Annotated in this window: 16 protein-coding genes and 1 pseudogene; 6 read left to right on the top strand and 11 right to left on the bottom strand. The window is 62.8% G+C overall.

Going from position 1 to position 17,701, the window contains the following annotated elements; genetic code table 11:
• The first annotated feature begins 24 nt into the window (after window positions 1–24).
• The 3 genes from BLT16_RS05295 to iadA all read left to right on the top strand — a co-directional run bounded on the left by BLT16_RS05295 (window position 25) and on the right by iadA (window position 3,158).
• Window positions 25–792: a transporter substrate-binding domain-containing protein gene (locus tag BLT16_RS05295; RefSeq protein ID WP_089657483.1), complete on the top strand. Its 768-nt coding sequence runs from the start codon at window positions 25–27 to the stop codon at window positions 790–792.
• A gap of 371 nt (window positions 793–1,163) precedes the next feature.
• Window positions 1,164–1,949: a transporter substrate-binding domain-containing protein gene (locus BLT16_RS05290; protein WP_089657482.1), complete on the top strand. Its 786-nt coding sequence runs from the start codon at window positions 1,164–1,166 to the stop codon at window positions 1,947–1,949.
• A 69-nt stretch (window positions 1,950–2,018) separates the two neighbouring features.
• Entirely contained in the window at window positions 2,019–3,158 is a 1,140-nt protein-coding gene (gene iadA / locus BLT16_RS05285) for a beta-aspartyl-peptidase (protein WP_089657481.1), read from the top strand.
• Between the two features lie 7 nt (window positions 3,159–3,165).
• Here iadA and BLT16_RS05280 read toward each other — a convergent pair whose 3' ends face one another.
• The 3 genes from BLT16_RS05280 to BLT16_RS20555 form a co-directional block, all read right to left on the bottom strand.
• The gene (locus BLT16_RS05280; protein ID WP_089657480.1) at window positions 3,166–4,365 is read right to left on the bottom strand and encodes a cation:proton antiporter; all 1,200 of its coding nucleotides are present in this window, start codon (window positions 4,363–4,365) and stop codon (window positions 3,166–3,168) included.
• A gap of 134 nt (window positions 4,366–4,499) precedes the next feature.
• Window positions 4,500–5,369: an AEC family transporter gene (locus BLT16_RS20560; protein ID WP_143025045.1), complete on the bottom strand. Its 870-nt coding sequence runs from the start codon at window positions 5,367–5,369 to the stop codon at window positions 4,500–4,502.
• Entirely contained in the window at window positions 5,366–6,037 is a 672-nt protein-coding gene (locus BLT16_RS20555; RefSeq protein ID WP_143025044.1) for an FAD/NAD(P)-binding protein, read from the bottom strand. The genes BLT16_RS20560 and BLT16_RS20555 overlap by 4 nt, the downstream gene beginning before the upstream one ends.
• Before the next feature lie 553 nt (window positions 6,038–6,590).
• Between BLT16_RS20555 and BLT16_RS20985 the strand changes: the two are divergent.
• A pseudogene (locus BLT16_RS20985) lies at window positions 6,591–6,931 on the top strand (transposase); the annotation flags it as partial.
• A 149-nt stretch (window positions 6,932–7,080) separates the two neighbouring features.
• Here the strand turns inward: BLT16_RS20985 and BLT16_RS05270 are convergent.
• The 8 genes from BLT16_RS05270 to BLT16_RS05235 all read right to left on the bottom strand — a co-directional run bounded on the left by BLT16_RS05270 (window position 7,081) and on the right by BLT16_RS05235 (window position 16,288).
• Window positions 7,081–7,800 carry a glutamine amidotransferase-related protein gene (locus BLT16_RS05270; protein ID WP_089657479.1) on the bottom strand — a complete coding sequence of 240 codons (720 nt, stop codon included), beginning with the start codon at window positions 7,798–7,800 and terminating at the stop codon, window positions 7,081–7,083.
• A gap of 60 nt (window positions 7,801–7,860) precedes the next feature.
• Window positions 7,861–9,042 carry an iron-containing alcohol dehydrogenase gene (locus tag BLT16_RS05265; protein ID WP_218124409.1) on the bottom strand — a complete coding sequence of 394 codons (1,182 nt, stop codon included), beginning with the start codon at window positions 9,040–9,042 and terminating at the stop codon, window positions 7,861–7,863.
• Window positions 9,043–9,051: 9 nt separating this feature from the next.
• Complete coding sequence (locus BLT16_RS05260) at window positions 9,052–10,437, bottom strand: aldehyde dehydrogenase family protein (RefSeq protein WP_089657478.1); 1,386 nt, start codon at window positions 10,435–10,437, stop codon at window positions 9,052–9,054.
• Window positions 10,438–10,668: 231 nt separating this feature from the next.
• Window positions 10,669–12,048, bottom strand: a complete 1,380-nt coding sequence (locus BLT16_RS05255) for a glutamine synthetase family protein (RefSeq protein WP_089657477.1) — start codon at window positions 12,046–12,048, stop codon at window positions 10,669–10,671.
• A gap of 125 nt (window positions 12,049–12,173) precedes the next feature.
• Window positions 12,174–13,235 (bottom strand): TRAP transporter substrate-binding protein, encoded by a 1,062-nt coding sequence (locus BLT16_RS05250; RefSeq protein ID WP_089657476.1) that lies wholly within the window; start codon window positions 13,233–13,235, stop codon window positions 12,174–12,176.
• A gap of 95 nt (window positions 13,236–13,330) precedes the next feature.
• On the bottom strand, window positions 13,331–14,650 hold the full coding sequence (locus tag BLT16_RS05245) for a TRAP transporter large permease (RefSeq protein WP_089657475.1): 1,320 nt from the start codon (window positions 14,648–14,650) through the stop codon (window positions 13,331–13,333).
• A complete protein-coding gene (locus BLT16_RS05240; RefSeq protein WP_089657474.1) occupies window positions 14,647–15,174 on the bottom strand; it encodes a TRAP transporter small permease subunit in 528 nt (175 codons plus the stop codon). The genes BLT16_RS05245 and BLT16_RS05240 overlap by 4 nt, the downstream gene beginning before the upstream one ends.
• A gap of 154 nt (window positions 15,175–15,328) precedes the next feature.
• Entirely contained in the window at window positions 15,329–16,288 is a 960-nt protein-coding gene (locus BLT16_RS05235; RefSeq protein WP_089657473.1) for a LysR family transcriptional regulator, read from the bottom strand.
• A gap of 95 nt (window positions 16,289–16,383) precedes the next feature.
• On the opposite strand from BLT16_RS05235, the gene BLT16_RS05230 reads away from it, so the two are divergent.
• Both BLT16_RS05230 and BLT16_RS05225 read left to right on the top strand, forming a co-directional pair.
• Entirely contained in the window at window positions 16,384–16,794 is a 411-nt protein-coding gene (locus BLT16_RS05230) for a gamma-glutamylcyclotransferase family protein (RefSeq protein WP_089657472.1), read from the top strand.
• Between the two features lie 37 nt (window positions 16,795–16,831).
• On the top strand, window positions 16,832–17,644 hold the full coding sequence (locus BLT16_RS05225; RefSeq protein WP_089657471.1) for a TraX family protein: 813 nt from the start codon (window positions 16,832–16,834) through the stop codon (window positions 17,642–17,644).
• The last annotated feature ends 57 nt before the right edge of the window (window positions 17,645–17,701 follow it).

Raw genomic sequence — 17,701 nt, 5'->3', positions numbered from 1 at the left:
CTGCACAGCAACAAGGACGTTTTCATGTACCGCTTTCTTGGCATCACCCTATTCGGCGCCGCCCTGGTCGCCGGCCATGCCCATGCCCGCGACAGCTACGATCACGTACGCTTCGGCGTCGACGTGCCCTACGAACCGATGGAGTATCGCACCGCCGACGGTGAACTGACCGGCTTCGACATCGACCTTGGTAACGCGCTGTGCGAGCAGATGGGCATCACCTGCGAATGGATAGAGCAGCAGTGGGACGGCATCATTCCCGGTCTGATGGCGCGCAACTACGACGCCATCATGTCGTCGATGACCATCAACGAGGAGCGCCGCGAGCAAGTGCTGTTCTCCGATGCCTACCTGACCGTTCCCTCGGCCTGGTTCGCCCCACAAGACAGCGATATCGAGACACCCAATGAGCAAACCCTCGACGGCCTGACCCTCGGCGTCCAACGCGGTACCCTGCAGGACAGCTACGCCACCGACTTCTACGGCGACGTGGCCAATGTGCGCCGCTACGCCACTGCCGACGACATGCTGCTCGACATGGAGTCGGGGCGTCTCGACCTGGTGTTCGTCAACTACCCGGTGGGCAAGACCACCCTGCTCGACAGCGAGCGCGGCGACTATCGCGTAGTCGGCGAGATGATTCGCGACCCCTACGAGTACTTTGGTGACGGCATTGCTATCGCCTTCCGCCCTCGCGACGAGGCCCTCGCCGAGCGCTTCAACACGGCCCTCGCCGAGCTTCAGGAGAGCGGCGTCTACGACCAGATCCACGACCGCTACTTCAGCGAATAAACCAAATCACCGCGCCTGTCTGTCAGACGCCGCCGTGGGGCGGAGTGCTTGACAGGTGCGGCCCGATCACGCATGTTTTCGTGGTAGTTTCGCCACCTGTAGAGGTTCACTTCCATGACTGTCCACCCCAGGATTGTCCAGGCGAGTTTCGTTGAGAGCTTCTATCTCAGCGAATGGTTCGACGAGTAGCTCCCCCCTTCGGCCACCCTCTGGCCTCTTGGCACCCTGTGCCTGATACCGCGAATGCCGTCACATAACGACGCACCTGAACTTATCCAGGGCGCATTTTCTGACGCCACTCGCGACTAGCCCGACGCGTATCCAACAATCACAAGCTGCCACGTGCGGCGATCTACTCCATGGAGACTCCCATGCGCTATTCCACGCTGTTTCTGAGCGCCACCCTGTGCGCCACTCTGGTCAGCGGCACCGTCCAGGCCCGCGATTACGACGAGGTCCGCCTTGGCGTCGATGTCCCCTACGAGCCCTTCATGTACCGCCAGTCCGACGGCGAGCTCACCGGCTTCGAGATCGAGCTGGGCGAGGCGGTCTGCGACTATCTCGACATCACCTGCACCTGGGTGGAACAGGACTGGGACGGCATCATCCCCGGCCTGATGGCGCGTAACTACGACGCCATCATGTCGTCGATGGCGATCACCGAGGAGCGCGCCCAGCGGGTGCTGTTCTCCGAGCCGTACTACACCACCCCCAGCGCCTGGATCACCACTCACGCGCATGACATCGATATCGACGACCGTGACAGTCTCGACGGCCTGACGGTGGGCGTGCAGCGCGCCACCCTGCAGGACAACTACGTCACTGAGCTTTACGGCGACGTGCTCGACATTCGCCGCTACACCGGCGTCGACGACGTGGTCACCGATCTGCGCGCCGGGCGCCTCGACCTGACCTTCATGGACTACCCGATCGCCGAGGCGGCCATCGAGATCGACACCGACGGCAGCGATTTCCAGCGCATTAGCGACTTTATCAAGGAGCCCGAGCATATCTTCGGCCAAGGCGTAGGCGTCGCCTTCCGCCCCCGCGACGAGGCGCTGGCCGAGCGCTTCAACAAGGCCCTGGCGGCACTCAAGGAGGACGGCACCTATGATGAGATCATGCAGCGTTACTTCAGCTACGACGTAAAGCTTTAACATCGTATGAGCCCTGCAACGCCGACCCATGGCCGGCGTTGCAGGTTACCTGCCACTAAGAGAACTGCCATGCTGACACTGCTCAAGAACGCACGCCTCTACGCCCCCGAGCCGCTGGGGCTATGCCACCTGCTGATCGCCGACCGACGCATCGCCGCGATCTCCGATGCACAACAGCCCCCGCCCATTGACGGGGCCGCTGTCGAGGTAATCGATCTCGGCGGTCGCCGGGTGATCCCCGGTCTGGTCGATCCGCTGGTGCATATCACCGGCGGCGGCGGCGAAGGCGGCTTTGGCACCCGTACCGCAGAACTGACCCGCGACGATGCGCTCGCCTCCGGCGTCACCACCCTGGTGGCGGCGCTGGGCACCGATGCGCTGACCCGGACCCCCGCCAACCTGATCGGCAAGGCCCGCGAACTGATGGCCGCCGGCCTGAGCGTCTACGCCTACACCGGCTCCTACCAGCTGCCGCCGGTGACCCTAACCGATTCGGTGGCCAGCGATATTCTCTACATCCCCGAGTTCATCGGCGTCGGCGAAGTGGCAATCAGCGACCACCGAGGCTCGCAGCCTACCGCCCAGGAGCTGACGCGGCTGGCCTCAGAGGCGCGCACCGCCGGCCTGCTGGCCGGTAAGGCGGGGGTCGTGTTCATTCATACCGGCGATGCACCCAGCCACCTGGAGCCTCTACGCGAGGTCGCGCGCAGCAGCGCCATCCCGCTGTCGCAGTTCTACCCTACTCATATCAACCGCACCGCTGCGCTGTTCGAGGACGGCCTACGCTTCGCCCGCGAGGGTGGGCGTATCGACTTCACCACCAGCACCACCGACGAGCTGCTGGCCGGCGGCGAAGTGGCCGCCTCAGAGGCCGTGGCTCGCGCTCGCCACGCCCGCGTCGACCTGGCCCGGGTCAGCCTCTCCTCTGACGCCAACGCCTCGCTGCCGCAGTTCGATGCCGAGCGCCGCTTCATGGGCCTCAAGCCCGGCCGCCTGGCCAGTCTGTTCGAGGTACTCGGCGAGTGCGTCACCCACCACGATATCCCGTTGGAGCAGGCCCTGCCCTGCGCCGCCACCAACGCCGCCGATGCCCTGAAGCTGCCGCACAAGGGGCGTTTGGCGGCAGGTGCCGACGCCGACCTGCTGGTGCTGTCAGACAGCGGCTGGGCCATCGATGAGGTGTGGGCACTGGGTCGCCGGGTCAACTGAGCACTGCTCAGCGCAGCACGCGGCGAATCAGGAAGGGGCCGATCACTTCGAAGACCACGGTGGAGGCCACCACCGCCGAGAGCAGCAGCGAGCGGTGCTCGGGGAAGCGTTCCACCACCAGCAGCGCCATGCCCATGGCGATACCGGCCTGGGGCGTGAGCGCCAGGCCGATGTCCCGCGGTAGCTCGCGCCCTCGCCCGGTCAACTGCACGCCCAGGGCTCCGCCCATCAAGCGCCCGGCCAGGCGTAGCACGATGTAGGCCAGCGTCAGCCACAGCGCCGCGCCCATATAGCTGAGGTCGACGTGAGCCCCGGAGAGCACGAAGAAGAACACCAGGAACGGCCACTCAATATGCTCGATCTGGCGGAACGAGCGAGTATGGTGGGAGGAGAAATTGGCCACCAGCGCCCCAGCAAACATCGCCGCCAGCAAGCCCGAAACGTCGAACCAGGTCGAAAAGCCGGTCAGCAGCAGGATCAGCGCGAACGCCTCGACCTGCGTCGGCTCCCCCGGTCGCAGGCGGCCGGTGAGCCAGGCGGCTGGCAAGCCGATGGCCGCGCCTAGCACCAGCGCACCGCCCAGCTCCCAGCCGGCATAGGCCAGCGCCAGGCTGCCGTCGCCGGTCAAATGCCAGCCGAGCAGCGCCATCGCCAGCCCGAACAAAAGAATACCCCAGGCATCGTCGATGGCGACCATGCCCATCAACAGCCGGGCACGCAACCGGTCATCGCCACGGGCATAGACTTCATCGCTGATTTCCGCCGGCTCGGTGGCCACCGAGATCGCCGCCAACGCGACCACCACCACCAGCGGGAAGCCCAGCAGCCACAGCCCAACGCCCACCAGTAGCGCACCGCTCAACACGATGGCCAGCGAGATCACCACCAGCAACCAGCCGTTTCGGCGCAGCCGCGCCAGGGTCAGCTCGCCGCCGAGCAGGAACGACACCAGCACCAGCGCCAGGTGGATCAGCGGCTCGCTCATCCCCCCCAGCGGCGCACTGCCGTCGCGCCCCAGCAGCAGCTGCTGCACCAGTGCCAGGCATACGCCGACCAGCACCAGCAGCGAGATACGCGGCAGGTGCCAACGCCTGGCCAACGCATCCACCCCGATGCTGACGCTCAGGATCACACCCAGCAGGATCAGGTTAGCCGTCGCCGTGCTGAGCTCGGCCATCGGCCACTGCCAGGTTTCGCTCGCGGTCATGCCGCGAGCTTAGCGAGCCTGCTGCATGAAGTTCAAGATCCAGCGCACGGTCAGCTCGGCATCCAGCGGGGCGTTCAAGGCGTCGAGCCCTTCGTCGCCCCGTGTCTCGCTGGCTAATTCGACTCACAGGTAAGCTAGAAAAGTGGAACCATCAGCAGTATCAGCGTTATCACTCCCAGTGAAATCAAAGTGCCGCTTGCTACGAATCTTGCAGACTCGCCTGTGCCTCGGAAGTAAGTTTCCAGTACGACAATGTTAGCTGCAGGAGGGAGCAGCGGGAGAATGAACAGCGCCAAGGCATTGTCAGTGACAACATCTATCCCCAAGCGCCAGCTTACCCAAAGAAACCCAGCAACTATCGCACCACCTGCCAGCGCACGAAGACATGCAACAGGAATCGATGCACGAAGATCACCAAGAGTAACTTTGGAGCTGTATAACCACATTCCAAGCACAGCCATCCCAGCAATTGACATTAACTGTTTAGCCGCCTCATACCCTACGGCTATTATGTTCAGATCAGAACCAAATGGCACTAGTTGCAAAGACAATCCAGCCAGAACAGCCAGCACGGGAGGGGCCTTCAGAGCACGCACCATCGACATACCCCAGTGAGCTTCTGGCTGAAGCGCTGTAGAAGAGGCAATGTTCCCAAATACGGAACTACCAATATAAGCCGCGATGATAATTCGACTCGCTTCATCACCGAAAACTGCTATAGCAAGCGGCAGGCCAAGCCAGCCAATATTGAGATAACTAAAGGACAAAGCAGTGATACGATCACGCCAGATGAGACCTGCCAAAAAATATAATAAAACACAGAAAACGAACCCAAATATCGCAACCTCTGCTGTACCAGGCTGGTACGTCAAAAGGTTATACACAATCACATACGGTATAAAAATCCTGATCAGAAGCTTTGAAAGCAGCGCTTTAGCTTGTGGAAAAAAACGTCCTAACAGCATGCCGCCTAGCACGTAAAAAAATGGCTGCATTATGCTCATTGCCGGCACCCCTCCTCGAAAGAGGAAAATCTAATCTCTATTGCCAAATAGTGAGCCAAGTTAGAGGCGCACAGTGAGTTAAACCAGAACGCATTAGTAGAGAAAAGAGAACCTTTAGCCAGCGGCCCCAAACAATAAATTCCTGAGTTTCTCAATTTGCTTTGCAGGCCATAAGTCAATCCATCAACTTTCAGCCCACCACATGGATGTTCCATAGCCAAACCTCGCACCAAGAGATTTCTTATTAAGGTGGACTTCACATCCTTCACACCACCCACCCCGCCCGTCCCATCTATAAGCGCATCAGCGCATATCTTCTTGCGAGAAGTTTCAAGAATATATTTTCCGCCTTTGATTTTTATCGGCGCGACTGGCCGATGCAGCTGCAGACGCCCTTCCTTAGCATAGACATTCAACTCTTCCACCACGTCCATAGGGATAGGATGACGCCAGCATGCCCAGAAAGCACCAAAGCTCTTCTGAAACTCTAAACACTCCTTCTCGCTTAGCTTCAGCCAAATTTTGTGAGCGAAATATCTTGTAGATGACAATGTGTCTTGGAACGGTAAATCTGACTTATCTGCACGATCTATAAGATAATCCCAGTAGCCACTTAGATCACCTTTCGCTCTCAATTCATCAGCTTTGAGTATTTCTGGATTTCGCATATACGCCACTTCTCGGCGAAGCAGGCTAACAATTCTTGAAAGCCGCTCTCCACGCTCCCTCTTGTTCAATTCACTCTTAATTTTATCCCAGGTAAAAACCTCCGGCTCATATTTTGCCTGTCGTGATATGACTGTAGGAACATAGCCGCTCCTAGAGAACCAATGGATAGATTGGCAACCCTTTTTTACCAACGACCTCACACAGTCTACAGCCGTTAGTCCAGTACCGGCAACTATGCTGAAACGAATGATACTGCTAAAAGTGTGACACTGGCATGTCTTCACAGCACCTCAACTTGTAGTATATTTTATAAAAATAATGTAAGAAATAGCTTACAGCTGTAAGCCATTCACCACGCCAAAAACATCAGCGGTCTCAATGACAAAGTGAAACACCCGACCCATTCGGTATGGTATTGCCATGGCTCACTGCTGCCGCCACCTTACTGCTGAAGTACGAGCTGCCATCATGTTGATGTGGGCGCACTACGCTATCCGAGCCATTATACAGCGGCATGCCTCCCGGCTAGCTCAGGAAGGATCGGAACACCTGTCCATGACGTACGACCAAGGCAGGGAAAAGGTGAAGCATGCCGAGATTACTCAGAAGGCCGGCACCGCTATCTACTTCTCTGACCCGCGCAGCCCATGACAGCGTGGGTCCACGCGGATGGCCGTCCCCTCAACAGCAATGGGCTGTTGCGTCGGTACCTGCCAAAGGGCACGGACCTATCGGTCCACATCAGGCAAGAACTCGACGAGATCGCCGAATCCCTGACTATACAGCCGCTCAAGGAACTGGACTGGCGAACGCTGTTGGAGGTTTACGCCGGGCTACTCAAGAAATCCATCTCGATTCGAGCACCATTCAATAGCGTTGCGCTTGGAACTTGAGACCGCCGAGGCATGAGGTTTGTTTGCTTACCTCCGGGACTGCATCTGAATATGTCAACTGCCACCCGGAGACAGGCGTTATTCCTTTCTGCTCGCTTTATGAGCGCATTGATCTTTAACCTACCATAGCTGCTGGTTATTTGAGCTGCTTAGTCGCTCGAACGTAACGCACGCCGCATGAAGTTCAAGATCCAGCGCACGGTCAGCTCGGCATCCAGCGGGGCTGACAGTGAATCGAGTCCCTCGGCGACCCTCGCCGCCCCGACCAGGTCGCAGCGTAGCTGCATCAGGTCATGGGAGTAGGGCTTATTGAACTCGGGGTGCCCCTGTACGCCAAGGAAGTGCTCGCCGACCTGCATCAGGTAGTAAGGGCAGAAGTCGCTGCCGGCCAGCACACGGGCCTCCGGCGGTAGCCGCTCGACCTGGTCCTGGTGGCTGACCAGCAGATCGAGATTGGGCTGCCACGGCTGCATCCATTCGGTGCGGGCATTGACGCAGTTGAACGACATGCCCACCCCCCAGCCTCGCGGACTCTTCACCACCTCGCCGCCCAGCGCCTTGGCGATCAACTGATGACCGAAACAGACCCCGACCAGCGGCTTGCCGGCGTCCCATAGCTCGCGCACGAAGTCGCACAGCGCATCGACCCATGGCAAGCCGTCGTTGACGCCGAACTTGGAGCCGGTGGTCAACCAGGCGTCGGCGGCGTCCACGTTGTCGGGAATCTCGCCGTCGAGGCAGCGCCACACGCGAAACTCTAGACTCGGATCAACGCGCTTGAACAGCGCTTCGAACATCGCCGGGTAGTTGCCGTGAGTCTCGATCAACTCAGGCGCCACATCGTCACACTGCAGCAGTCCTATGCGCATGGCCCGGCCTCCTCTTTCCAAGTCTGGCGCCATATCTTATGCCAAGTTGGCAGCTATCGCTCAAAGACGCCCCTCCACCGCTGCGACGAAGATGTCGCGATACTGGCCGGCATCGAAAGCGATCGGATTGGTACCCGACGAGGGATCGGCCACCGCCATCTGCCCCACCTTGTCGGCCTGCTGGGTATCCATCTTGAGCTCGGCCAGTGTATGCGGAATCGCCAGCCGCTGGCGCATTTCCAACACCCAGTCGATCACCGTCGCGGTGCCTGGCTGGCGCAGGTCGAGGTAGCGCCCGAGGCGCACCATCTGCTCGCCAATCGCCTGCTCGTTGGCGCGCAGCACATAGGGCATCAGAATCGCATTGAGCGTGCCGTGATGGGCGTCGTACAGCGCCCCCAGCGGATGCGCCAGGGCGTGCATCGCGCCGAGGCCGCGCTGGAAAGCGGTGGCGCCCATGCTCGAGGCTACCAGCATGTTCATGCGTGCCTCGAGATCGCTACCGTCGGCGTAGGCACGCGGCAAGTAGTGGCAGACCCTCCGCATGCCCTCCACGGCGATGCCCTCGGCCATGGGGTGATAGAGCGGTGAGCACCACGCCTCGAGGCAGTGGGAGAGGGCATCCATGCCGGTGGCGGCAGTGATCGTGGGCGGCAGGCCGGCAGTCAGCTCCGGGTCGAGTATTACCGTAGCCGGCACCATGCCGGGGTGGAAGATGATCCGCTTGACGTGCTCGACCTCGTCGGTGATCACCGAGGCGCGCCCTACCTCAGAGCCGGTGCCGGCGGTAGTGGGTACCGCCACGATGGGCGCGATGGCATCGCCATCGGCGTTCTTCCAGTTGTCACCGACGTCCTCCAGCGACCACAGCGACAAGCCTTCGCGCTGGTTGGCCATCAGCGCCACCGCTTTGGCGGCGTCGAGACCAGAGCCACCGCCGAAGGCGATCACGCCGTCGTGACCGCCGTCACGGAAGGCGGCCATCCCATCGAGCACATTCTTGCCGGTGGGGTTGCCCTTGATCTCGCTGAACACGGCGATGCCCAGGCCGCTGTCGTGACAGGCCAGCACGATGTCGCGCACCATGGGCAGATTGGCAAGCCCGGGATCGGTGATCAGCAGCGGCGCCTTCATCCCCAGCGCCTGGCATGCCTCAGGCAGCTCGCGGATGCGCCCGACACCGGTAAGAATATTGGCGGGGTAGTTCCAGCCCATATGGAACTGGCTCATATCCTGGCTCATTGGCGACTCCTAGGCATGTTTGAGGTGAAAGGACTTGGGCCGGGTCAGTGTCTCGTAACCGAGCCGTGACAGCGAACAGCCGCGCCCCGACTGCTTGACGCCGGTCCAGGCCAGTTCGGGGTCGAGGTAGTCGCAGCGGTTGGTGAACACCGTGCCCGCCTCGAGGCGCTGCGCCAGCCGCTCGCCGGCCGCCATGTCGCGGGTAAACACCGCCGCGGTCAGTCCGAAGGCACTGTCGTTCATCAGCGTCACCGCTTCGTCGTCGGAGGCCACCGGCATGATGCCGACCACCGGCCCGAAACTCTCTTCGTGCATGACCCGCATCGAGTGGTCGACCCCGGTGAGTATCTGCGGCGCCAGGTAGGCGCTACCCGGCACCGAGAGCGGATAGTCGCCGGGATCGATCCACGCCCTGGCGCCGCCGGCCACCGCCTCCTCGATCTGGCCGCGCACGAAATCCGCCGCCGCCGGGCGCACCAGCGGGCCAAGGGTGGTGGCGGGGTCGCTGGGGTTGCCCAGTCTGAGCTGCCTGACCCAGGCCACCGCACGCTCGACGAAGGCGTCGAAGATCGCCTGGTCGACGTAGATGCGTTCGATGCCGCAGCAGCTCTGCCCCGAATTGAAGAAGGCGCCGTCCATCACGCCTTCCACCGCTGCGTCGAGATCCACGTCAGCGCGAATATAGGCCGGGTCCTTGCCACCCAGTTCCAGGCCGGTAGCAATGAAGCGGCCGGCGGCGTTGCGCTCGACCATCGCGCCGCCGGCCACCGAGCCGGTGAAGGAGACGTGGTCGACGCGCCGGTCGCGGATCAGCTGTTCGGTGGCCGCATGCGACAGGTGCAGGTGTTGGAACACCCCCTCGGGCAGGCCCGCGGCATCGAAGGCCTGCTGGATGCGCTCGGCGCACAGCGGGGTCTGGGCGGAGTGTTTGAGAATCACCGTATTGCCGGCCATGATCGCCGGCACGATGGCATTCACTGCGGTCATGAAAGGAAAATTCCACGGCGCGACGATGAACGACACGCCCAGCGGCTCGCGGGTGATATAGCGGGTAAAGCCCGGTTTGTCGGCTAGCCGAACTGGCGCCAGCGCTGCCTCGGCTAGGCCGATCATGCCCCTGGCGCGCTCCTCGAAGCCGCCGATTTCGCCACCCGCGGCGCTGATCGGACGGCCCATCTGCCAGGTCAGCTCGGTGGCGAGCTCATCGCGCCGGGCGACGAAGGCATCGACCATCGCCGAGCAGTAGCGCGCACGCTCGGCGATCGATACGTCGCGCCAGCTGCGCTGAGCGCTGGCCGCCCGCGACAACGCCGCCTCGATCTGCGCCGGATCGGCCAGCTCCCGCTCGACATAGACCGAGCCGTCGACGGGAGATATCGTTTTCTGTGTGGGCATACGCGTCTCTTTCCTTCCAGTAACGAGTGACAAGGCTCAGTTCGCTGCTTCCCGACGCCGCCAGGCAGCCGGCCCGCGGCTTATCCGGCGACAGGCCACCGCGGGGGCGCTGTGAATCCCTCCCTGGACGCTACTTCTTCCTTCCCTGGAAGAAGACCCCCGCTTTGCCCTGTCCCCGACGCCGCTCATCGTTCTGCCAACCAGTACGACCAAGGTGAGCACTGAGCGAGCTCAAATAATCTCGAAATAGCGGTCTAACTCCCAATCAGTAATATGGCGTCGGAACTCGCGCTCCTCCCACTCCCGGGTCGCCGCGAAGTGCTCGACGAAGTCGTCGCCGAACAGCGCCCGAGCCGGTTGCGATGCCTTGAGGCGCTGGGCAGCTTCCCACAGGGTACGCGGCAGCGCCTGGTGCTCGGGGTGGTCGAGTTCGTAGGCGTTGCCGCGTACCTGCTCGTCCGGCTCGAGGCGTTGCTGAATGCCGTACAGGCCCGCAGCGATGGCCGCGGCCAGCGCCAGGTAAGGGTTGGCATCGGCGCTGCCGAGTCGATACTCAACGCGCTGCGACTTGGCGCTGCCGGGAATCACCCGCAGCGCCGTGGTGCGGTTCTCGACCCCCCAGGTTGCCTCGGTAGGTGCCCAGAAGCCGGGGATCAGCCGCGTGTAGCTGTTGATGGTCGGCGCGAACATGGCCAGAAACTCGGGCATCAGCTGCTGCTGACCGGCCACGAAGTGGCGCTGTATATCGCTCATGCCATAGGGCTTGTCGGCATCGAAGAACGCCGAGTCGCCGCTGTCGGTGTGGGTCAACGACAGATGAATATGGCCGCTCTGGCCGGGATAGTCCGGCGACCACTTGGCCATGAAAGTGGCCATCAGGCCGCGGCGCTGCGCCCACACCTTGGTGAACGTCTTGAACAGCGCGCCCTTGTCGCCGGCCGCCAGCGCACCGTCGACGCCGATGGCCGCCTCGAGCACCCCGGGGCCGGTTTCGGTGTGCAGCCCCTCGATGGGGAAGTCCATGGCTTCGGATAGCGCCAGCAGTTCATGATAGAGCTCGGCGTGCACCGAGCTTCGCAGCATCGAGTAGCCCATCATGTCCGGCGTCAGCGGGGTCAGGTTGCGAAAGCCCTTCTCGCGGATCGATTCGGGGGTCTCGCGGAACATGAAGAACTCGTACTCCAGCGAGCCATGGGCGTTGAAGCCCATCGCGCTGGCCTGATCGAGTACCCGCCGCAGCAGCCCACGCGGGCAGATCGCCTCGGCCTTACCGCTGAACTCGGCGAGAAACAGCAGCATATCGCCCTCCGCTGGCACCTCGCGGCAGCTCTCGGGGACGATGCGTAGCTGGGCGTCCGGGTAGCCGGTATGCCAGCCGGTGTACTTGACGTTGTCGTAGAGCTCGTCCTTGCTGTCCCAGCCCAGCACTACGTCGCAGAACGCGAAGCCCTCGTCCAGGGCGTGGAAAAACTTGTCGCGACGCATGTACTTGCCGAGCATCACGCCGTCCATGTCGAACATCCCGACCTTGACGTGGGTCAGGCCGCGCTCCTCGACCAGGCGTCGGGCATCATCGGCGCTGGTGATGTGTCGGGGTGATAATTGACTCATGGCAACTTCCTTAGTGGGCCAACGGTCGTTAGGCTCTGTACGAAAAATGTCCGCGCTCGCCGACTTTTCGTACAAAGCCTAGGCAGCAGGTATGCGGGGCGGGCAGTGCCCGCCCCGGACATGCCTCAACTGTAGCGGTAGGGAGGCCCTGCCTGCTGCATGGTCTGACGATAATCCTTGAGGATCTGCACCACCTTGGCGCTGCGCTCGCTCTGTTCGGCGATCTCGTCCCAGAACTCCAGCGCCGCATCCTCCAGCGTTTGCCACTCCTCTTCGGGGATCGAGGTGAGCTCGAGCTTGCCACCGGTGGTGCGATAGTGCGCCTCGCCCCACCAGTACCAGTGCTGCCGGTAGTAGTGCGAATTGTCCATGCACAGCTTGAACAGCGTCTGCAGGTGCTCGGGCACCTCGTTCCAGCGGTCACTGTTGGCGAAGTAGGAACCGGCCCAGGCCCCGGAGATGTTGTTGGTCAAGTAGTAGTTGGCGACGTCCGCCCAGCCGACGGTATAGGCCTCGGTGATACCGGCCCAGGCGATGCCATCGAGTTCACGGGTCTGCATGGCGACTTCGATGTCCTCCCACGGCAGGGTCACCGGTACCACGCCGAAGCGACTCAGGAAGCGCCCAGCGGTGGGGAAGGTGAAGACGCGCTTGCCGCGCAGGTCCTCGAGGCTGCGGATCGGCTCGCGGGTCACGAAGTTGCAGGGGTCCCAGGCGCCGGCACCCAGCCAGGTCACGCCGTCGACCTCGGCGTAGGCCTCCTCCCAGATCTCCTTGAGCCCGTAGTGATTGAACAGCGCCGGCACGTCGAGGCTGTAGCGCGAGGCAAACGGGAAGTAGCCGCCGAACACCGAGACATCCACCGGCGCGGCGATGGAGTCATCGTCGCTCTGCACCGCATCGATGGTGCCGCGCTGCATGGCCCGGAACAGCTCCCCGGTAGGCACCAGCTGGTCGGCGTAATAGAGTTCGATCTCCATCTCGCCGTTGGCCGCCTTGTTGAAGGCATCGATGGAGGGCTTGATGACGTGGGCCGCCAGCGCCGGACCGGCGTAGGTCTGCATGCGCCAGCGGATTGGGCTCGACTGGGCATGCACATAGGGCGCCCCCACGGTAGCCGCGCCCACCGTGGCGGCCGTGGCCACCCCGGCCTTCTTGAGGAAATTACGCCTGTTGCGATCGGTCATGATATGTCTCCCATGGATTGTTGTTGTTACCACTACATCGCGTTCATGCTTCCCTACTTGCTACTTCCTTGCCCGTCGCCGGGCATACTCGCCTCTCAGCCGTAGTAGAGCTCCGGTAGCCACAGCGCCAGCTGCGGAAAGGCGGTGATCAGTCCTAGCCCCAGCACCATGATCGCCACGAACGGCCAGACGCTGCGGTAGATGTCCATCAGCGTCACCTCGGGAGGTGCCATGGCGCGCATCAAGAACAGGTTGTAGCCGAACGGCGGCGTCATGTAGGCGATCTGCACGGTGATGGTGTAGAGCACCCCGTACCACACCGGGTCGAAGCCCAGGCTCACCACCAGCGGCACGTAGAGTGGCGCGACGATCACCAGCATCGCGGTGTCGTCGAGGAACATGCCCATCAGGATGTAGGAGAGCTGCATCATCAGCAGGATCTCCCAGGGGCCGAGCCCCATGCGGTCGAGGAACACGTTCTCGATGGCACGCACCGCGCCGAGACCGTCGAACACCGCGCCGAAGCACAGCGCAGCCAGAATGATCCACATGAACATGCAGCTGATGCCCAGGGTGCGGCGCACTGTGACCTCGATCACCGCTCGGGTCAGGCGCCCCTTGACCAGCGCCGCCAGGGTGGCGGCGAAGGCGCCGTAGGCAGCGCTCTCCACCAGGCTGGTGACGCCCATCAGGAACAGCCCGGTCATCGAGAAGAAGATCAGCAGCGGCAGGATACCGGCGCTCAACAGCTTGAGCTTGGCACCCAGGCTCATGGTGCGCTCCTCGACGGGCAGCGCCGGGCCCAGGCTCGGCTGCAGCCGGCAGCGCACCACGATATAGATCACGAACATCGCCGCCAGGATCAAGCCGGGAATGGCTCCGGCCAGCCACAGCTTGCCGACCGGCTGGCGAGCGATCATGCCGTAGAGCACCAGCACCACGCTGGGCGGCACCAGGATGCCCAATGAGCTGCCCGCTTGAATCACCCCGGTGACCATGATCTTGTCGTAGCCGCGGCGCAGCAGTTCGGGCAATGCGATGCTGGCGCCGATCGCCATACCCGCCACGCTCAGGCCGTTCATCGCCGAGACCACGACCATCAGGCCGATGGTGCCGATCGCCAGCCCGCCCTTCAGCGAGCCCATCCAGACGTGAAACATCTCGTAGAGATCGCCGGCAATGCCCGACTCGGAGAGCATATAGCCCATGAACACGAACAGCGGCAGGGTCAGCAGCGGGTACCAGTTCATCAGCACGAAGCTGGCGTTGAACGGCATCTCCACCCCGCCGTCGCCCCACAGCAGCAGCGCCGCGGCGGCGCCGACGAAACCGATCACCCCGAACACCCGCTGGCCGGTCAGCAGCAGCAGCATCATGGTCGAGAACATCAGCAACGCGATCATCTCGTAGCTCATGCCTCGCCCTCCGCGTCGATGGGGCGCCCCAGCGCCGCGCCGAGATCACGAAAGAAGGTGGCGAAGGCCTGCAGCAGCATCAGCAAGATGCCGAAGCACATGATCAGCTTGATCGGCGCCAGCGGCGGCGCCCAGGAGGAGTGGTTACGCTGCCCATACTCCAGCGCGTACTGGGTGCTGGAGATACCACCCAGTAGCAGGGTGACCAGGAAGATGATCAGAAACACGATGGTAACGGCATCCACCGCTGCCTGAGTGCGCGGCGACCAGCGGCTATAGAACAGGTCCATGCGCACATGCGCGCCCATCTGCATGGCGTAGGCGCCGCCCAGCAGGTAGTAGCTGGCCAGCATGAATTGCGACATCTCCACGCCCCACAGCAGCGGCGCATTGAGCACCGAGCGCGAAAACGAGGCGTACAGCAGCAGCCCCATCATGATGAAGATTATGTACATCACCAGCCGCCCCACCCCACGGTTGAGGCGCTCTACCCAGCGGACATAGACGCATATTGTTGTTGGCATTGGGTGGCAATCCCGCGTCGCACATCGAATGGCTATCAGTCTTGGACGCGGATTCACGATCTGGCAAAGAGCATCGGTCGCACCGACGCCGTTACTATCGAAAAAATCGATAGTGCACGCCTTAAGCGCACTCGGCAGGATGCGATGCGCCAACTCAGGGCTGGGTAGAGACCTCGGAGGAGAGCCACGGCAGGCCGCGCTCGAGCTCCTGACGGAAGCGCAGTTCCAACAGCCGGCGGGCATCACGGGCCAACTGGGCAGGCAGGTCGCCGAGCTCGTCGCGACGTGCAACCAGCGTCAGCTCACGCTGCAGGGAGGGTATCGGTAGCGGCGCCACTCGCACCTGCAGGGTGTCGAGGCCGGCCTGGAAGAGGCATAGCGGCGTGGTGATGGTCCAGCCGGCCCCGGCGCTGACCAGGCGTAGCACGGCGAAGGTGTTGTCGAGGTGCAGGCGCGCCGGCAGCTCAAGCTGATTGAGGCGCAGATGGCGCTCGATGGCCTGGCCGATCAGCGACTGCGGCGTATAGCGCACGAAGTCGAGCTGGCGGGCCAGCCAGCGCAGGTTGTCGAGCGGCCCCGACCAGCTGACCGGCGCCACCAGCACGAAGGGCTCGCGCAGTACCGCGTGACGCTCGAGGCCGTCGTAGTTCTCCAGGCGATCGTCGGAGACGATGATATCGACATGCCGGGTCAGCAGGGCGTGACTGTGCATGTGCGACAGCCCGGTGGTCAGGGTGTAGTCGCGGGTGTGCCGCCTGATCAGCTCGATCAGCGGCTGGCCAACCGCCGTGGCCAGCGAGTCGACCAGCGCCAGGCGCACCTGATGCAGCTGGCCAAGGGCTCCGGAGACCAGTTCACGGCGGGTGCTGCGCGCCTCATCGAGCAGCCGTCTGGCGCGGTCATAGAAGAAGCGCCCGGCCGTCGTCGGCTCCAGCGGTCGCGCATTGCGCTTGAACAGGCTGACGCCGAGGCCCTCCTCGAGGGTGGCAAGACTCTGGGACACCGACGACTGCTTGAGCCCCAGGCGCCGCGCGGCGGCGCTCTGGCTGCCCTGCTCCAGGGTCTCGACGAAGATTTCCATGCTGCGTAGATCGAACCCGAAACCGCTGCGCATCCCAGTGTCCTTGAATGAGCTGTCCTTGACCCTGTCTCTCCAGCATCAGACTATCCTGTCAGGACGACCAGGCCCAGCCTGACCGGGAGGATCCCATGCCCCATCTACTTTTCGTGTACGGCACCCTCAAGCGCGGCTTCGCCAACCATGCCGGCTACCTCGGCGAGGCAGAATTCCTAGACCTCGCCGTGACCTGCGAGCCCTTTCCACTGGTACTCAACGGCCCACGCTTCTCACCGGTACTGGTAGATGCCCAGGGCAAGGGCCTCAAGGTCCAGGGTGAACTCTACCGGGTCGATGCGCCGACCCTGGATGAACTCGACCGACTGGAGCGGGTCAATGAGCGCGACGGCTATCGCCGCCGCCGGCTGGCGATAGCCGATCCGAGCGGTCAGGTGCGTGCCGCCTGGAGCTACCTCAAGCCACCCAGTTGGGTCGAGGACGTGAGGAGCGAGCCCATGGCCGTGTATGATGACGACCGCTATCGGCCCAGGCCAGACGCCTGACAATCCACTGCTTCATCGCTACAACCCGGAGGTAACGATGAGCGCAACGGCAAGCGCCGCCCCTGACACGTTTCGCCCTACCTCGACCTGGACCGCCTGGGGCCAATGGCTGGCCCTGGCAACCATGAGTATCGACCACCTGACCCGCTACGTGCTGCCCGACAGCTGGCAGCTCGACTGGGCCGGTTCGTCCATTGGCCGCATCGCCTTTCCGCTGTTCGCCGCCATGGTCGCTTGGCACGGGCTATTCAACACCCGCGATCCACAGCGCTATGCGCGGCGCATCCTGATCATCGGGCTCGCTGCCCAGTTACCCTACATGATGATGCCGCGGGCCTCGGACGCCTTGATCCTCAACGTCTGCTTCACGCTGGCGGCAGGGCTCGCCGGCGGCGCCTGGCTGCGTGAACTGGCGGACCGCCAGCAGCGCGGTGAGCTGGCCGCGCACTGGACAGCCCTGGGGGCTACAGCGGTGCTGGTCTGCTGGTACCTGCTGGGTCACTGGGTCGAGTACGGCCACAACGGCCTGCTGCTGATTCCGCTGTTGATGTTCGCCATGCACCATCTCAGTCAGGCCGGTCATAGCCTGCCGGAACGCCTGCTGGCGGCCGCCGCGGCGCTGCCGGTGCTGTGGGTGGCGGGTCAGATGAACGCCTCGGACATGGCCAAGTCGTTCACCGTCGCCACCTGCATCGCAGTGCTGCTGCTCGCCGCCGGCGCCGCCCAGCGCGTGCCGCGGCTCGGCATGCTGATGCCTCGCCGGCTATGGCTGGCCTGGTATCCCGGCCACTTTGCGTTGATCGCCATATGGCTATGGGTTATAGGCGCCGCGAGCTGGCCGCTCGGCTAGGCTTTGTACGAAAACTGCCTGCGCTCGGCCATGCGGCGTTAAAAATCGGCTCAAAAT

The sequence above is a fragment of the Franzmannia pantelleriensis genome, assembly GCF_900102875.1.
GTDB lineage: Bacteria > Pseudomonadota > Gammaproteobacteria > Pseudomonadales > Halomonadaceae > Franzmannia > Franzmannia pantelleriensis.
The sequence above is the reverse complement of the archived record's forward strand: the minus strand, read 5'-3'. Positions and strand labels throughout refer to the sequence as shown.

What these genes read in the sequence shown, in the direction of transcription:
- BLT16_RS05235 (WP_089657473.1), bottom strand. Translation starts at nt 16,288, where the DNA reads ATGCGCAGCGGTTTCGGGTTCGATCTACGCAGCATGGAAATCTTCGTC.
- BLT16_RS05225 (WP_089657471.1), top strand. Translation starts at nt 16,832, where the DNA reads ATGAGCGCAACGGCAAGCGCCGCCCCTGACACGTTTCGCCCTACCTCG.
- BLT16_RS05245 (WP_089657475.1), bottom strand. Translation starts at nt 14,650, where the DNA reads ATGAGCTACGAGATGATCGCGTTGCTGATGTTCTCGACCATGATGCTG.
- iadA (WP_089657481.1), top strand. Translation starts at nt 2,019, where the DNA reads ATGCTGACACTGCTCAAGAACGCACGCCTCTACGCCCCCGAGCCGCTG.
- BLT16_RS05240 (WP_089657474.1), bottom strand. Translation starts at nt 15,174, where the DNA reads ATGCCAACAACAATATGCGTCTATGTCCGCTGGGTAGAGCGCCTCAAC.
- BLT16_RS05230 (WP_089657472.1), top strand. Translation starts at nt 16,384, where the DNA reads ATGCCCCATCTACTTTTCGTGTACGGCACCCTCAAGCGCGGCTTCGCC.
- BLT16_RS05280 (WP_089657480.1), bottom strand. Translation starts at nt 4,365, where the DNA reads ATGACCGCGAGCGAAACCTGGCAGTGGCCGATGGCCGAGCTCAGCACG.
- BLT16_RS05270 (WP_089657479.1), bottom strand. Translation starts at nt 7,800, where the DNA reads ATGCGCATAGGACTGCTGCAGTGTGACGATGTGGCGCCTGAGTTGATC.
- BLT16_RS05255 (WP_089657477.1), bottom strand. Translation starts at nt 12,048, where the DNA reads ATGAGTCAATTATCACCCCGACACATCACCAGCGCCGATGATGCCCGA.
- BLT16_RS05250 (WP_089657476.1), bottom strand. Translation starts at nt 13,235, where the DNA reads ATGACCGATCGCAACAGGCGTAATTTCCTCAAGAAGGCCGGGGTGGCC.
- BLT16_RS05290 (WP_089657482.1), top strand. Translation starts at nt 1,164, where the DNA reads ATGCGCTATTCCACGCTGTTTCTGAGCGCCACCCTGTGCGCCACTCTG.
- BLT16_RS05265 (WP_218124409.1), bottom strand. Translation starts at nt 9,042, where the DNA reads ATGAGCCAGGATATGAGCCAGTTCCATATGGGCTGGAACTACCCCGCC.
- BLT16_RS05295 (WP_089657483.1), top strand. Translation starts at nt 25, where the DNA reads ATGTACCGCTTTCTTGGCATCACCCTATTCGGCGCCGCCCTGGTCGCC.
- BLT16_RS05260 (WP_089657478.1), bottom strand. Translation starts at nt 10,437, where the DNA reads ATGCCCACACAGAAAACGATATCTCCCGTCGACGGCTCGGTCTATGTC.
- BLT16_RS20555 (WP_143025044.1), bottom strand. Translation starts at nt 6,037, where the DNA reads ATGCGAAATCCAGAAATACTCAAAGCTGATGAATTGAGAGCGAAAGGT.
- BLT16_RS20560 (WP_143025045.1), bottom strand. Translation starts at nt 5,369, where the DNA reads ATGAGCATAATGCAGCCATTTTTTTACGTGCTAGGCGGCATGCTGTTA.